General features: G+C 71.5%; 11 protein-coding genes and 1 tRNA gene. 4 read left to right on the top strand and 8 right to left on the bottom strand.

Annotation, left to right across the window (positions count from 1 at the left end; all coding sequences use genetic code 11):
• Window positions 1-20 precede the first annotated feature (20 nt).
• Window positions 21-1,379 carry a DNA repair protein RadA gene (radA, locus tag BMZ92_RS30075; protein ID WP_091514445.1) on the top strand — a complete coding sequence of 453 codons (1,359 nt, stop codon included), beginning with the start codon at window positions 21-23 and terminating at the stop codon, window positions 1,377-1,379.
• Here the strand turns inward: radA and BMZ92_RS30070 are convergent.
• From BMZ92_RS30070 to BMZ92_RS30055, 4 genes are all read right to left on the bottom strand, one after another.
• Window positions 1,376-1,903 carry a Uma2 family endonuclease gene (locus BMZ92_RS30070; RefSeq protein WP_177228934.1) on the bottom strand — a complete coding sequence of 176 codons (528 nt, stop codon included), beginning with the start codon at window positions 1,901-1,903 and terminating at the stop codon, window positions 1,376-1,378. The two genes, radA and BMZ92_RS30070, sit on opposite strands and share 4 nt — an antisense overlap.
• Window positions 1,904-2,075: 172 nt before the next feature.
• The gene (gene otsB, locus BMZ92_RS30065) at window positions 2,076-4,607 is read right to left on the bottom strand and encodes a trehalose-phosphatase (RefSeq protein ID WP_091514547.1); all 2,532 of its coding nucleotides are present in this window, start codon (window positions 4,605-4,607) and stop codon (window positions 2,076-2,078) included.
• A 50-nt stretch (window positions 4,608-4,657) separates the two neighbouring features.
• On the bottom strand, window positions 4,658-6,100 hold the full coding sequence (locus tag BMZ92_RS30060) for an alpha,alpha-trehalose-phosphate synthase (UDP-forming) (protein ID WP_091514441.1): 1,443 nt from the start codon (window positions 6,098-6,100) through the stop codon (window positions 4,658-4,660).
• An 89-nt stretch (window positions 6,101-6,189) separates the two neighbouring features.
• A complete protein-coding gene (locus BMZ92_RS30055; RefSeq protein WP_091514439.1) occupies window positions 6,190-7,704 on the bottom strand; it encodes a threonine/serine exporter family protein in 1,515 nt (504 codons plus the stop codon).
• A 210-nt stretch (window positions 7,705-7,914) separates the two neighbouring features.
• On the opposite strand from BMZ92_RS30055, the gene BMZ92_RS30050 reads away from it, so the two are divergent.
• Window positions 7,915-8,235 carry a GlsB/YeaQ/YmgE family stress response membrane protein gene (locus BMZ92_RS30050; protein ID WP_091514436.1) on the top strand — a complete coding sequence of 107 codons (321 nt, stop codon included), beginning with the start codon at window positions 7,915-7,917 and terminating at the stop codon, window positions 8,233-8,235.
• A 111-nt stretch (window positions 8,236-8,346) separates the two neighbouring features.
• Window positions 8,347-8,820 (top strand): carboxymuconolactone decarboxylase family protein, encoded by a 474-nt coding sequence (locus BMZ92_RS30045; RefSeq protein WP_091514434.1) that lies wholly within the window; start codon window positions 8,347-8,349, stop codon window positions 8,818-8,820.
• Here the strand turns inward: BMZ92_RS30045 and BMZ92_RS30040 are convergent.
• The 3 genes from BMZ92_RS30040 to BMZ92_RS30030 all read right to left on the bottom strand — a co-directional run bounded on the left by BMZ92_RS30040 (window position 8,817) and on the right by BMZ92_RS30030 (window position 11,788).
• The gene (locus BMZ92_RS30040) at window positions 8,817-10,238 is read right to left on the bottom strand and encodes a carotenoid oxygenase family protein (RefSeq protein ID WP_091514432.1); all 1,422 of its coding nucleotides are present in this window, start codon (window positions 10,236-10,238) and stop codon (window positions 8,817-8,819) included. The two genes, BMZ92_RS30045 and BMZ92_RS30040, sit on opposite strands and share 4 nt — an antisense overlap.
• Window positions 10,235-10,936, bottom strand: a complete 702-nt coding sequence (locus BMZ92_RS30035; RefSeq protein ID WP_177228932.1) for a nuclear transport factor 2 family protein — start codon at window positions 10,934-10,936, stop codon at window positions 10,235-10,237. The genes BMZ92_RS30040 and BMZ92_RS30035 overlap by 4 nt, the downstream gene beginning before the upstream one ends.
• 84 nt (window positions 10,937-11,020) lie before the next feature.
• A complete protein-coding gene (locus BMZ92_RS30030; protein WP_177228931.1) occupies window positions 11,021-11,788 on the bottom strand; it encodes an IclR family transcriptional regulator in 768 nt (255 codons plus the stop codon).
• 115 nt (window positions 11,789-11,903) lie between these two features.
• Here BMZ92_RS30030 and BMZ92_RS30025 point away from each other — a divergent pair.
• Window positions 11,904-11,976: transfer RNA gene (locus tag BMZ92_RS30025), tRNA-Thr, on the top strand.
• A gap of 65 nt (window positions 11,977-12,041) precedes the next feature.
• On the opposite strand, the gene BMZ92_RS30020 is transcribed toward BMZ92_RS30025, so the two are convergent.
• Window positions 12,042-13,535, bottom strand: coding sequence for a DUF11 domain-containing protein (locus tag BMZ92_RS30020; protein ID WP_245783337.1), 1,494 nt, complete (start codon window positions 13,533-13,535; stop codon window positions 12,042-12,044).
• Window positions 13,536-13,565 lie beyond the last annotated feature (30 nt).

Raw genomic sequence — 13,565 nt, 5'->3', positions numbered from 1 at the left:
CCCCGCTAGCGTCTGCGTCCGTGGGCAAGAAGGGCATCAGCTACCGCTGCGGGGAGTGCGGCTACGAGGCCGCGAAATGGGTGGGCCGCTGCCCGGAGTGCCAGGCGTGGGGCACGCTCGAGGAGCGTGGTGACGCCCGGCCCGCGATAGCGCGGGTGGCGGCCGGTGCGCCGAGCGCGCCGGCGCGGCCGATCGGTCAGGTCGACCTGGAGTCCGCGCGGGCGCGGGCCACCGGGGTGCCGGAGCTCGACCGGGTGCTCGGCGGCGGGCTCGTGCCCGGTGCGGTGGTGCTGCTCGCGGGCGAGCCCGGGGTCGGCAAGTCGACGCTGCTGCTCGAGGTCGCGCACCAGTGGGCGGCCTCGGCGGAGCAGCCCGCGCTGTACGTCACGGGCGAGGAGTCGGCCGGTCAGGTGCGGTTGCGCGCCGAGCGGACGGGCAACCTGCACGAGCGCATGTTCCTGGCCGCCGAGAGCGACCTGTCGGCGATCCTGGGGCACGTCGACGCGGTGCGGCCGGGCGTGCTGATCGTCGACTCCGTGCAGACCATGGCGTCCCCGCAGGTCGAAGGGGCGCCCGGCGGGGTGACGCAGGTGCGGGCCGTCACGGCGGGGCTCGTGGCGCTCGCCAAGGAGCGGAACCTGCCGATCGTGCTGGTGGGGCACGTGACGAAGGACGGTTCGGTCGCGGGGCCGCGCGTGCTGGAGCACCTGGTGGACGTGGTGCTGCACTTCGAGGGTGACCGGCATTCCACGCTGCGGCTGGTGCGCGGCGTGAAGAACCGGTTCGGGCCCGCAGACGAGATCGGCTGTTTCGAGCTGCGTGACGACGGGATCGTGGGGGTGCCGGACCCGTCGGGGCTGTTCCTGAACCGGCACGAGGACGCCGTGCCGGGCACCGCGATCACCGTGACCGTCGAGGGCAAGCGGCCGCTGCTGTGCGAGGTGCAGGCGCTGGTGTCGAAGTCGAGCCTGCCGCAGCCGCGGCGTGCCGTGAGCGGGCTGGACTCGGCGCGGGTGGGCATGGTGCTGGCGGTGCTGGAGAAGCGCGGCGGCGTGCGGTTCGGGGAGCAGGACGTCTACGCGGCGACGGTCGGCGGGATGAAGGTGACCGAGCCTGCCGTGGACCTCGCGGTGGTGCTGGCGATCGCCTCGTCGGTGCAGGACGTGGCCCTGTCCCCGCGGCTCGTGTCACTGGGCGAGGTGGGGCTCGCGGGGGAGATCCGCAGGGTGACCGGGGTGGGCCGCAGGCTCGCGGAGGCCGTGCGGCTGGGGTTCACGCACGCCATCGTGCCGCCCGATCCGGGGAAGCTGCCGGACGGCATCCGGGTCCTGGAGGTGGCGACGGTCGCGGAGGCGTTGAACGCTGCGATGAAGGCCTAGGGCAGCTTGGCGGTGTCGATCTCGACCGGGACGGGGCCGGGAGCGGTGACGGTCTCGCCGTTGTCGGCGTGCACCACCTCGACGTACTTCGCGTCCTCGAGCCGGTAGGCGGTGAAGCTGACGGGAGGGTCGAACAACCAGAGGTGCGGGATGCCCACCTGAGCGTAGGCGGCCGTCTTGGTCTCGCGTTCGTCCTGGCTGTTGTCCTGCGACCACACCTCGACCGCCAGGAGCACGTCGCCACGTTCGTACAGCCGGCGGTCCTCGCCGACCTTCACCACCGCGAGGTCGGGGACGAGGACGGTGCGGAAGGGCGTGCTGATCCGCACGGCGACCGCGGGCAGTACCTCCAGGTCACGGCGGCCGACGGCTTGCAGCGAGTCATCGACGGCGCGAGCCAGCCGGAACGACGCCCGTTGGTGAGAGCCCGACGGGCGCGACGGTGCATACAGGTGGCCCAGGAGCAGCTCGAGCCGAGATCTCTCGGCTGCGAGCCATTCCTCGACCGTGGTCGGTCCCAGCACGGGGCCAGCTTCCCGCAGGGGTCCGGCAAGCCCCCGCCGCGGACGCGGCCCGCCGCGGTGAGGCGGGCGCGAGGTGGCCCAGGAGCAGCTCGAGCCGAGATCTCTCGGCGCGAGCCATTCCTCGACCGTGGTCGGTCCCAGCACCGCAGGGGCCCGGCAACCCCCGCCGCGCCTACTGCGCCGCGAGGAGCTTGGCGCAGCGGATGAGGCCGATGTGCGAGTACGCCTGCGGGTGGTTGCCCAGCGAACGCTCCGCGATCGGGTCGTACTGCTCCGGGAGCAGGCCCGTCGGGCCGGCCGCATCGACCATCTGCTCGAACAGTTCCTCCGCCTCGGTGCGGCGGCCCGTCAGCAGGTACGCCTCGATCAGCCACGCGGCACACAGGTGGAACCCGCCCTCACCGCCGGGCAGCCCGTCATCCCTGCGGTAGCGGTACACCGTCGACCCGCTGCGCAGCTCGGCCTCGATCGCGGTCACCGTGGACTGGAAGCGCTCGTCCGACGGGTCGATGAGCCCGGTCAGACCCACGAACAGCGACGCCGCGTCCAGGTCCGTGCCGTCGTACGCCGTGGTGAACGCCTGGACCTTATCGTTCCAGCCGTTCTCCAGCACGTCCCTCGCGATGGTCTCGCGCAGCTCGTGCCAGGCCGCCGGGATCTCCCGCTCGTACACCTCGCCCAGCTTGATCGCGCGGTCGATCGTCACCCAGCACATCACGCGCGAGTACACCCGGTGGCGCGGCACGTGCCGCTCCTCCCAGATGCCGTGGTCCGCCTCCGACCAGCGCCGCGTCACGGCCTCCGCCATCGCGCGCACCATCTGCCAGTCCTGGTCCCGCAGGTCGCCCCTGGCCTCGGCCAGCGCGCACACCAGCTCCACCACCGGGCCGAACACGTCCAGCTGCACCTGGTGGTTCGCCAGGTTCCCGACGCGCACGGGCCGCGAGCCCGCGTACCCCGGCAGGGTGTCGATGACGGCCTCCGCGCCCAGCTGGTTGCCGGACAGGGTGTACAGCGGGTGCAGGCGCTCCGGACCGGCGAGCGTGGACAGGACGCCGTGCAGCCAGTTCAGGTAGCCGTCGGCCTCCTCCAGCGAACCGAGGCCGACGAGCTCGCGGACGGTCATCGCCGCGTCGCGGATCCAGCAGTACCGGTAGTCCCAGTTCCGCACGCCGCCGATCTCCTCCGGCAGCGACGTCGTGGCCGCCGCCAGCACCCCACCGGTGTCGGTGTTGCACAGCCCGCGCAGCGTCAGCGCCGACCGGGCCACCAGCTCCGGCTCCACGTTCGGCAGCTTCAGCGCCGACGCCCACTCGCTCCAGTACCGGCCCGCCTTCGCGCGCCGCTCCACCTCGGGCAGCTCGGCCGGGCCGAGCTCCGTGGTGCCGCACCGCAGTTCCAGCACCACCGGCTGCTCCGGCGTGGGCTGCACCGTCGCCGTCGCGGTGTCGTGCAGGCCGTCGTTGCTGATCTCCCACCGGACACCCGGCGAGCGCAGCACGATCGGCTCGGACGTGCCGACCACGCGCAGGCCGTCCTCCTCCGGCACCAGGCTCACCGGCACCGCACCGAACTCGGGCCGCGGCGCGAACACCACGGTCGCCTCGCTCGCCCCCGAGATCACCCGCACCAGGTCCGTGCGGTGCGCCGGGGTTTCCGGCTCCAGGTAGTCGGTGACCAGCAGCCGCGACCAGCGGGTCTCCACGGTCATGGTGTTGGGCAGGTAGCGCTGGCCCAGCGGCAGCGCGCCGCGCGAGGGCCGGATCGAGAAGTGCCCGGCACCGGCGCCGCCGAGCAGGTCGGCGAACACCGCGGGCGCGTCGGGACCGGGGTGGCACATCCACGTCAGCCGCGCGTCCGGGGTGACCAGCGCGACCGAGCGCTCGTTGGCCAGCATCGACAGCCGCTCGATCGGCGGCGCCTGCTCGCCGTAGAGCCAGTTGCGGCGCTCCTCCAGGATGAACGCGAGCACGGTCGCGACGTCCTCGGTGCCGGGCACGCTGAACGCCGCCAGCGTCTCCCCGTCGCCGACCTTCACGCCGAGGTCAGGGCCGGACAGGCGGGCGAACGCCTTCTCGTCGGTGACGTCGTCGCCGAGGAACACCGCGGCGGTGGCACCGACCTGGTGGCGCAGGGTGTCCAGCGCGCGGCCCTTGTCGGTCTGGACCACCGCCAGCTCCACGACCTCCTTGCCGTCGGTCGTCGTGACACCGTCCCACGTGCACGGTCCGTTGTGGACCGCCTCGAGGATGCGCTGCGCGTCGGTCCGGTCGGCGCGCCGGACGTGCACGGCGATGCTGGCGGGCTTGACCTCCAGCTGCACGCCGGGCGTGCCCGACACCAGCTCGTCCAGCGCCGTCTCCAGCCTCCGGTGCAGTTCACGGGCCTGCGCGTCCAGCGCGTGCACGAACCCGATGTCGAACTCCGAGCCGTGGCTGCCGACGAGGTGCACCTCGGACGGCAGCCGGGACAGGATCGCGAGGTCCCGCAGCGCGCGACCGGAGATCACGGCGGTGGTCGTCTCGTGCAGCCCGGCGAGCGAACGCAGCGCGCCGACGGACTCGGGCAGCGGTCGCGCCTCGTCCGGGTTGGTCACGATCGGAGCCAAGGTCCCGTCGTAGTCGCACGCGACCAGCAGTCGCGGCGTGCGGGCGATCTGCACGATCGCGCGGCGCAGCTCGGCGGGCAGGGACTCGGCGGTCACCACTCCTCCTCGGGGAGTTCAAAGCAGCAATGTCGACAAGTTGGCGGGATTCAGGAAGTCGTCTCGGTTCCGAGCGCTTCCAGGAATGATCGGGCCCACCGGTCTACGTCATGGGTGAGGACCTGGCGCCGCAATGCTCGCATCCGGCGCCTGCCCTCGGCAGGGTCGAGCGTAATGGCCGCCTCCAGCGCGTTCTTCACCCCGTCGAGATCGTGCGGGTTGACGAGGAACGCGCTGGTCAGCTCGGCCGCGGCGCCCGCGAACTCCGACAGCACGAGCGCGCCGCCGAGATCGTGGCGGCAGGCCACGTACTCCTTGCAGACCAGATTCATCCCATCGCGCAGCGGGGTCACGACCATGACGTCGGCAGCGGAGTAGAACGAGGCCAGCTCGGTGCGGCTCACCGACTGGTGCAGGTAGTGCACCACCGGGTGGCCCACGCGCGAGAACTCGCCGTTGATCCGGCCCACCATCTGCTCGATGTCGCTGCGCATCCGCTGGTAGTGCTCGACCCGTTCCCTGCTGGGCGTGGCGAGCTGCACGAAGGTGACGTCTTCCGGTTTGACGCGGCCCTCCTGGAGCAGCTCGTGCAGCGCCTGCAGGCGCAGGTCGATGCCCTTGGTGTAGTCCAGCCGGTCCACGCCCAGCAGCACCGTCTTGGGGTTGCCGAGGTCGTGGCGGATCTGGGCGGCCCGCTCGCTGACCTGTTTGGTGCGCGCGAGGCCGTCCAGTCCGGCGGAGTCGATGGAGATGGGGAAGGCGCCGACGCGGACGGTCCGGTTGCCGACCTGCATCATGCCGGGCCGGGACCGCACGCCGACGGCGCCCCGGCTCGGTTCCAGGCCGACCAGGGTGCGGGCCAGCCACAGGAAGTTCTGCGCGCCGCCGGGCCGGTGGAACCCGACGAGGTCGGCGCCGATGAGCCCGCGCACGATCTCCGCGCGCCACGGCAGCTGCATGAACAGCTCGACCGGCGGGAACGGGATGTGCAGGAAGAACCCGATGCGCAGGTCCGGCCGCAGCTCGCGGAGCATGCTCGGCACGAGCTGGAGCTGGTAGTCCTGCACCCACACGGTCGCGCCGCCCGCCGCGACGTCCGCGGCCGCCTCGGCGAACCGGCGGTTGACCTTGACGTAGCTCTCCCACCAGCCGCGGTCGAACACCGGCCGCTCGACGACGTCGTGGTAGAGCGGCCACAGCGTCGCGTTCGAGAAGCCCTCGTAGTAGTCGCGGACGTCGTCGGCGGTCAGCGTGACGGGGTAGAGCACCATGCCCTCGTCGCTGAACGGGTCCACCTCGACGCCGGGCACCCCGGGCCAGCCGACCCACGCCCCCTTGCGGGACCGCAGGAACGGCTCGAGCGCGGAGACCAGGCCGCCGGGGCTCGCCGTCCACCGCTGCGACCCGTCGGGGCCCCTTTCGAGGTCGACGGGCAGCCGGTTGGCGACGACGACGAAGTCCGCCGAGCCGTTCCCGATCTCCTGCTCACTCACGCTTCGTGCTCCCTTGCTCTTCGGGCGCGGCGCCACGAAAGACTATCCCGTGACCGGCGACCAAGATCGACCGCGCGGTGCCGGAGGTGCTACTCCAGCCGTCCTTCCGACGGGCGCAACGGTCCGGCCATCCGCGGGCCCGCAAGCTTGCGCTCAAGCCTGCCCAGCCCGGTGCGGACCGGCTGGGCCAGGTACTCACCGAGCACCACGCCCGCCGCCAGCGCCAGTCCGATGGCGACCGCCTTCATCAGGGTAGAGACGTTGCCGTTCGCCTGCGTCGCGAGTTCGTAAAGGCCACGATATGTCGACAGACCGGGCAGGAGCGGCGTGATGCCCGACACCGCGACGACGAGCGGCGTGACGCGCAGCCGCCGCGCGAGCACCCCGCCGCAGAAACCGACGAGCGTCGCCGCGACCGCGGACGAGGTGATGGTGTCGAAGGTCGCGAGCACCATACTCCCGTAGACCCCGGCGCCGATCGCGCCCGCCGCGGCCGCGACCAGCATCGATCGGAGCGTGGCGTAGCTGCCGACGGCGAAGCACGCGGCCGAGCCGGCACCGGCGAGGACGACGACGGGGAGACCGAGCGCGGTCTGGGCCGGGATCTCGGGCACGACCTGGGTGAAGCCGAGGGCTCTGGCGAGGTTCAACGCGAGTGCCACACCGGTGATCAGCCCGGCGCTCATCAACGCGGTTTCCATCGTGCGGCCCGCGGCGGTCACGTTGTAGCCGGTGATGGCGTCCTGCACCGCCGACACGGTCGACAGCCCGGACAGCAGCACGGTGATCGCGGCGGCCGCCACGAGTGTGGAGAACCTGGTGGGCACCAGCCCGGTCTCGACGGCCACGGTCGCGAGCATGGTGGCCACGAGCCCGCCGACGACCTGCTGGAAGAAGAACGGCAGCGCGTACTTGTTGAGCTGGCGGCCGAGCCGGTCGATCAGCGCGGAGATGACGAGCGCGCCGACCGCGATGTCGAAACCACCGCCGATGAGCAGGGTGATGAAGAAGGCCATCCCGCCCCAGGCGAGCGTCGCGACCCAGCGCGGGTACGGGTGCGGGGCGGTCGTGATGCGGTGCAGCTCGGCGTACGCCTCCTCCGCGCCCATGTGGCCGCGGGTGATCTGCCGGACCAGCATCTCGGTCTGGGACAGGCGCGTGTAGTCGAGGCTGCGGGAGCGGACGACCCGCAGCGCGCTGACCGGGTTCATGTCCGTACCCCGGTGGCACGTCACGGTGATGGACGTGAAGATGACGTCGACCTCGCAGTGCGGCAGGCCGAGTGCCGAGGTCAGCGCGAGGATCGTCGCGGTGACGTCGGAGGCGCCCGCGCCGCTGGCCATCTGCACCTCGCCGATGCGCAGGGCCAGGTCGAGGACGAAGTTGACGGTGGCGTCGTCGGGGAGTGCCGGGCCGTGCTCGGCGCCGGTCTCGAGTGCCGGCTGCTCGCCGGTCGGGGCTTCCAGGATGTGCCAGGCCCGCCGCCGGGGCCCGCCTTGCTTGCGCCGGTGCTCTCTTTCGACGTTCTGATCCCGGGGCGCTTCCAGGATGTGCCAGCCACGCCGCCGGACCGCGGCGGTCCGGGCGCGCTGGGTGCTCTTCATGGCCCTTCACCTCCTCGCAGGGGATGTCCCCGGGGACCATCGCCACGGCCATGTCCGCTGTTGCAAGAAAGAAACAGTGGCGTGCGCCACCCTGCCGATCTTCCACACGACGGGTACCCCACGTCACCTGATCGAGACCCCGTCGGCTCGTCCCGGCCGGGTATGCCTCGGGGTGCCAGGGAAGAACAGCGAACCAGAGGAGGGTTCGAAATGGGTTTCTTCGGAGGTGTGTGGGGACTGATCGTGCTGATCGTTTCGGGCCTCGTGTTCGGCCTGATCGCGAAGGCGATCCTGCCCGGTAAGCAGGGCATCCCGCTGTGGCTGACGATCCTGGCGGGGATCGTGGGTGCCTTCCTCGGCAACCTGGTGGCCAGCTGGGTGGGCTACACCAACGCGAACGGTGGCCTGCCGTGGTTCCGCTGGGTCCTGGACATCATCGGATCGGTCGTCGTGGTGGCGATCGCGTCGGCGGTGTACCCGAAGAGGTCGCACAGCGGCACCGGCCGCCGCAGCACCGCGATGGGGCACTAGCCCCCTGACGGGTGGGGTCGCCGGCGCGGCCGGTGGCCCCACCGGTCACATCCTCGCGGCCGGGTCCGTCAGGGGTGGTGGAAGCACCGGAAGACCCTGGAGGAACCCACGATGGAAGCCCGTCTCAACGCCTTCGAGAACGCCGTCGCAGGCCAGTTCCTGCGGCGCCTCAACGCCGCGGGCGAGGTGGTCTCGAAGTCGGCACTGCCCGCCGCGACGCAGGAACTGGTGAAGATCAGGGCGAGCCAGATCAACGGCTGCGGCTTCTGCACCGACATGCACACCAAGGACGCCGCGCACGCCGGCGAGACCGCGACGAGGCTGAACCTCGTCGCGGCCTGGCGGGAGGCCACGGTCTTCACCGAGGCCGAGCGCGCCGCGCTGGAGCTGGCGGAGCAGGGCACGCGCATCGCCGACGCGGCGGGCGGCGTCAGCGACGACGCGTGGGCCAACGCCGCGAAGCACTACGACGAGGAGCAGCTCGGCGCGCTGGTGGCCCTGATCGCGACGATCAACGCGTACAACCGGCTGAACGTCATCATCCGGCAGCCCGCGGGCAGCTACGAGGTCGGGATGTTCGGCTAGACCTTCCCCGCCGCCTGGAGTTCGGCTGTCGTCACCCAGTTGCCGTGGAGGCCGTAGGGCACGCGGATCGGCAGCTTCACCGTCGCCACCGGTGGGGCGTCGATCCGCTGCGCGTCGAGGATCAGCAGGTCGCTGCGCATCTCGTCGTGGCGGCCCACCACGGCCAGCACGTAACCCTTGCCCTGTGCGGCGTCCGCGTGCGCGGGCACGAACAGCGGCTCGCCGACCGACGACGCGTCACCGACGTAGTGGGACGTCGTGCGCTTGCGGGCGAGGTCCACGGCGCCGATCCACCGGAACCCGCCGCCCGGCCGCGGCTCGCCCGGCACCTCGTACAGGCCCAGCACGCCCCAGGAGTAGGGCAGCGTCTCGAACCGGTCGTCCATGCGCGGGAACTCCCCGGCATGGGCGGTCAGCCGTTCCTCGGTGAACGTCGCCGAGTCGCCCAGGGTGTCCATCGTCCAGCGGGACAGGTAGCCCTTGGTCTTCTCGGGGTCCACGGGCGCGCCCGACAGATCCGGGAAGAACGGGAAGTAGTTCGTCTCCGAAACCGGGGTGTCGACGTGGATGTGCCGCCCGTCGTCGTAAGCACCGAGGATGTGGCTGGCGAACCGCGTGCTGCCGCGGTACCAGCGCAGGTCCTCCACGCCGCCCTTGCGCGGCAGCACGCCGAGGAACACGTCCTTTTCCGGGTCCCACGCGAACAACGGCAGGCCCTGCCGCAGCCTGCCCAGGTCCGACACGAGCGGGATGATCGGGAACACGACGAAGTTCTGCGTCACCGCGAAGTCGTGCACCATGCTCGGATACGGGGCCTGGAACCAGGTTTCGTGCACGAGGTTCCCGGCGGGGTCGGCCTCGTAGTACACGATGTCCGGCGTGCCTTCACCTTTCGCCGCGTAACCGAAGAACACCATTTCGCCCGTGCGCGGGTCGAATTTCGGGTGCGCGGTGGAGGTCTGCGACGTGAGTGCGCCGTCGAAGGTGTGGACGCCCACCGTGTCCAGCGTCAGCGGGTCGATCTCGATCGGCGGACTGTCCTCTTTGGACGCCAGTAGTCGCCCGCCGTGCCAGAACACGTTGGTGTTGGCCAAGGTCCGGTTCATCCCCGCGACGGACGGGTCGTCGGTGTAGGCGTTGCGGTACGCGCCGAACAACGCGCGGCGTGCGCTCCGCTCCGCCTGGAACCGCGGCGTGCGCACGTAACGGCTTTTGAAGTCGACGTGTCCCTTCGAGAAGCGGAACGACGTGACCATGCCGTCGGCATTGAAGGGGATGTCATTCGGCACGAACGACGGGTACTGCCGGTCGCACACCACGCGGTAGTACGTGCCGTCGAGTTGTTCGGGTACTTCGCCTTGTGCCACTTCGAGGTCGTAGATGTCGGCCTCGACCCGCATCGGCGCGTTGAAGTTCATGACCGCTTTCCCGTCACGGGGTGCGGGTAGTGGAACGGGACCACGTCGGTCGCGGGGAAGAACTCGAAGCCCTCCACCAGTTCGTCGGGGCCGAGCGGGTCGTCGGGGTAGGTCCTGGTGGCGATCATCGCGTTGAGCGGCGGGGTGTGTGCCCAGCCCTTGGTGTACTCGGCGTGCCAGAACGGGAAGTAGCCGAGGCGCTTGATCTTCCAGACGCCGTCGTCCAGCACGTACCGGTTCTCGTAGAGGCCGCCCTCCCACCACTGCTCGAACGACGTGCGGCCCCGCAGTTCCGGTGCGGACTCGTGGATCCCGGCCTGCATGAGCGCGCGGATGCGGGCGCAGGCGGTCCGGCCGTCGGGGGACACCGTCACGACGTCCTGCATCATGATGTGCTCCAACAGGAATCCGCGGAGCGGGCCGTTGTGGCCGTGGGTGAAGCGCTCGCGGAACCGGTGCAGGTACAGCCGTTCGACCCCGGCGCGGCCCTGGTACACACCGCCCGCGAACACCACCTCCCCGTCGTCGCTGAAGAGGTCCACGACCTCCTGGTACAGGCATTTGTCCAGGTAGTAGCCGTACTTGTGGTGCAGGGTGCGGATCGCCGACGCCGCTTCGAGCGTGCGCACGCGCTCCGCCAGCTCCGCCACCGTGCGCCGTAGTTCCGCGGCCTCCGTCGTCTCCTCGGTGCTCGACACGCCGATCTCCTTCGATCCGGTGCTCCTGGGCTCCACGACAGCGCGGGCGGGCACCGGCGGACAAGCGTGTGCGCGGACGTTCCCCTATGCGGAAGGGTGCACCGGGATCCCGCCACGCAGCTGCGTCTGCACGGTGTTCGCGGCGTGCAGCAGGGGTTCGACGTACGGGGCGATCTCGGCGCGCGTGCCGACGTGGGCGGCGGACGCGGCGAGCGCCAGCGCGGCGACGGGCTCGCCGCTGCCGAGCAGGATCGGCGCGCCGAGACCGGTCACCGCGCGGTCGCACTCACCGAGGCTGACCGCCCAGCCGCGGGCGCGGACCTGGGCCAGTTCGCGCAGGAGGTCGTCCCAGCAGGTCAGGGAGCGGTCGGTGAGGCGCTCCAGGCGGCGGCCGGGGTAGCGGCGGGCCAGGTCGCCGGGCGGGTGGAAGGCGAGCATCGCCTTGCCGCCGGAGGTGCAGTGCGCGGGCAGCACGCGCCCGAGCCGGGCGGCGGCGCGGCGTGGCCCGGTGCCTTCGAGGGACTGCACGAACCGGGCGCGGCGGCCCTCCAGCACCAGCAGGCTCGCGGTGAGGCCCGTCCGGTCCCGCAGGTCGGCGAGCGCGGCCGCACCGGCCTCACGCAGGGTGACCGGCGAGGTGACGCTCAGGGTGAGCTCGTGCATCGCCTTGCCGGGGCGGTAGGGCCCGCCCGCGTGGTCCTGCCGGGCGAACCCCGCGGCGACGCAGTTGGTGAGCACGCGGTGGGCGGTCGACGGTGCGACAGCCAGCTCGCGCGCCAGCTCGGTCACGGTGAGCGAGCCGCGGGCGGCCAGCAGCCGCACGGCGTGCAGTGCCATCCGGGCGGAGTTCATCGCCCTGGCCTCCTTCCCCGGCGCCTGGGGAAAGCGTTCCGCGCCCCGGGGGTGCCGCGCAAGGAGCCGCCCGTCAGGTGGTAGGGGTATCATCGGCTCGGCCTCGGGGCCATCGGCCGGCATAGCTCAGTTGGTAGAGCGCTTGCCTTGTAAGCAAGATGTCAGGGGTTCGAGTCCCCTTGCCGGCTCTCGGGAAGGGGCGGCGGAGTTCCCTTCACGAGGTCGACTCCGCCGCCTCCTGCTCATTCCGGGGTCACGCCGTCGTCTTCGGGCGGCGGCGCAGCGCGTAGCCGCCACCGAGCAGCGCGAGCGCACCACCGCCGACCGCCACGGACACCAGCGGCACCACCTCGGTCGTGACCTCGTTGGAGGTGTCGTTGCCCGGGTTGCCGTCGACCTCGTTGGACTTGACCGCCGCGGTGTTGAAGAGCGTCTGCACACTGCCGTCGGCGACGCCGGACACCGTGATCACCGCGCGCTCGTTGAACGCCAGCGGACCGCCGGTGCACGTCAGCGCCTGGCCCGTGACCGTGCAGCCCGGCGTGCTCGTGGTGACGCCGGTCAGCCCCGCCGGGAGCTGGTCGGTGACGGTGTAGCCGGTCGAGTCACCGGGACCGTTGTTGGAGACGATCAGCGTGTACGTCACCGGTTCGCCGACGCCGGCCGTCGCCGGGCCCGCCTTCACGATGGACAGGTCGGTCTGCTTGGCCGTGTTGGTGACGGTGCAGGAGATGTCGTCGCCCGGCTGCGGGGAGACCGCCACGCTGGTGCCGGTACCGGTGGGCAGGGACGTGGTGCTGCCGGCGGTGGCGTTGGTGCAGGACCACGACTGGTCGTAGTTCGCCAGCGAGCTGCCCGCGCTCGCCGCCTCGCTCAGCGTGAAGCTCTGCCCCGCCGTCCGCGGCATGGCGGTCAACGGGCCCGTGGTGGCGGTGTCCGCGCCACCGGTGGTCGCCGTCCCGACCGTGGTGCCTTCGGGCGAGGTGACCGCGAGGTCGAACGAATCGGCCGGGAGGCGCCGGTCGACCACCTGCTTGTTCAGCGTCACCTTGGCGGTCTGGACCGCGAAGGCGACCGCCTCGACACCCGTGGTGCTGTCGAGCCTGGCCGAGAACGTCGTCGCGCCGACCGACTTGACCGCGAGCGTGCCGTACGGGGCGCTCAGTCCCGTTCCGGTGCAGGACACCGTGGTCGTGCCGAACCCCGTCGCGGTGCTCGCCTGGCACCCGTTCGCCGCGGCGACGGACCCGAGCTGGGTGATCGGCGCGTTCGAGGTCCACGTGATGCGTTCGGTGTCGGCCGTGATCTCGGCGTCCCCGCTGGCGATCGCGTAGCCGCTGACCTGGGCGCCCGCCGAGTCCCGGACCACGATGTTCCGCAGGGTCACGGTGTTGGAGAAGCTGGCGGCGGCGGTGTTCGCCAGCGCCGCGTTCCCGGGCAGGCCGGGGTACAGCTGGTCCCCGAGCGGGCGGCCGGTGGCGGGACGGGACGCGAACGCGACCGAGGGGTTCGAGCCGACCGGGCGCTTGATGACGTTGAACGTCATCGTGTACCCGCCGGGCAGGGTCACCGTCATGTTCTGCCCGGCGGTGGACGAGGCGGCGGTGTCGTTGTAGGCGCTCATGTCCAGCCAGCACAACGTGCTCGCGGCCGGTCCGCTGGTGGCGTAACCGCAGCCCACCGGGTTGTCGGCGGCCGAGGCCGTCGTGGCGCCGCCCACGACGGCCAGCGCCGCGATCCCCGCCACCGAGGCGAGGCTGCCGAACCTCGCGGCGGT

The organism is Amycolatopsis sacchari (assembly GCF_900114035.1).
Taxonomy (GTDB): domain Bacteria; phylum Actinomycetota; class Actinomycetes; order Mycobacteriales; family Pseudonocardiaceae; genus Amycolatopsis_E; species Amycolatopsis_E sacchari.
This window is presented reverse-complemented; position numbering and strand designations above follow the sequence as displayed.